At 27.9% G+C, this 1,178-nt stretch carries 2 protein-coding genes; both read left to right on the plus strand.

Translation table 11 applies throughout. The features are described from left to right. A partial coding sequence (locus L8V79_RS08080) for a hypothetical protein (protein ID WP_263703193.1) occupies positions 1–1,078 on the plus strand: 1,078 nt, incomplete at its 5' end. After that, positions 1,078–1,178 (plus strand): glycosyltransferase family A protein (locus L8V79_RS08085; RefSeq protein WP_263703194.1); only part of this gene is annotated, 101 nt, incomplete at its 3' end. The genes L8V79_RS08080 and L8V79_RS08085, both read left to right, overlap by 1 nt.

The following is a 1,178-nucleotide window of genomic DNA, read 5'->3' on the forward strand; positions in this document are numbered from 1 at the left end:
CAAATTAACTCAAGAGAATAACAAATTAACTCAAGAGAATAACAAATTAACTCAAGAGAATAATTTCTTATTTGGTTCTTGGGGTGAATTTTGTCCGAGTTTTGGTCAAGATGTGGATTTATATACCAAAAGAATTATCGAGTCGAGTGATTTTTTTGAAACAATGGATGTTTATTTATTGGGCAGTGATTTGACTGATCAGCAAAAATTTGAATTAATTTTATCCCTTGTGTTCAATTTAAAAGAAAATAAGATGTTATGCTCTAGTTTATTAAGTTATTCTGAATTTTTTTTAGAGAAAAAGAATATCAATGATTTTCTTGGAAATATAAGATTTCTTTCTCAAATGGCGATTTATTTAGATGATATTGAATTGGCATATGATTTTTATATGAAATATTTTTATTATAGATCTAATATAAAAGTTAATGAACAAATATATCAAAGATATACTAAAATGAAAGAAATCGCTAATAAATCAAGACAGCATGGCCATGATTTACTTATAGATTATATACAAAAACAAGATACCTGTAATGAAAAAATTTGCATTGAGATAGGCACTACACGAGAAAATGTTTCGGGTCAAGGATCTACAATGCTAATCGCAAAGTTATGTAATGATAAAAATATAAAATTTATTACAGTTGATATGGATCCTCATAATACCCTGTGGGCTAAATTTGTAGCAAATAAAAATTGCATAAATATATCAGCAATTACCTCTAAAGGTGAAGATTACCTTGAGAATATTGATTTTGCGATAGATTATTTGTTTTTAGATGCATATGATTTTGATCATAGTATGCATACTGAATTGCGTCAAAAGCAGTATGAGAAAAATCTTGGTTCGAGAATTAATGATGATGAATGCCATAAGATGCATCTTAAATGTGCTATCTTAGCATGTAAGAAGCTTTCTAAGGATGGTATTATATGTATAGATGATACATGGAGAAATAAAAATGGAGATTGGGAGGCTAAAGGTAAATTAGCAATTCCATATTTACTTGAGAATGGATTTGAGATTATAGAGGAGAGAAATAAAGCTATTTTACTACAGAGGAAATCTGAATAATGTATACTAAGACTGTAGGCGTAGTAATCCCCATATACAATGTAGAAAAATATCTAAAAGAATGTTTAGATAGTGTAATCAATCAAACTTACACTAATTT

The sequence above is a fragment of the Campylobacter sp. IFREMER_LSEM_CL2194 genome (genome assembly GCF_025771685.1).
GTDB lineage: Bacteria > Campylobacterota > Campylobacteria > Campylobacterales > Campylobacteraceae > Campylobacter_D.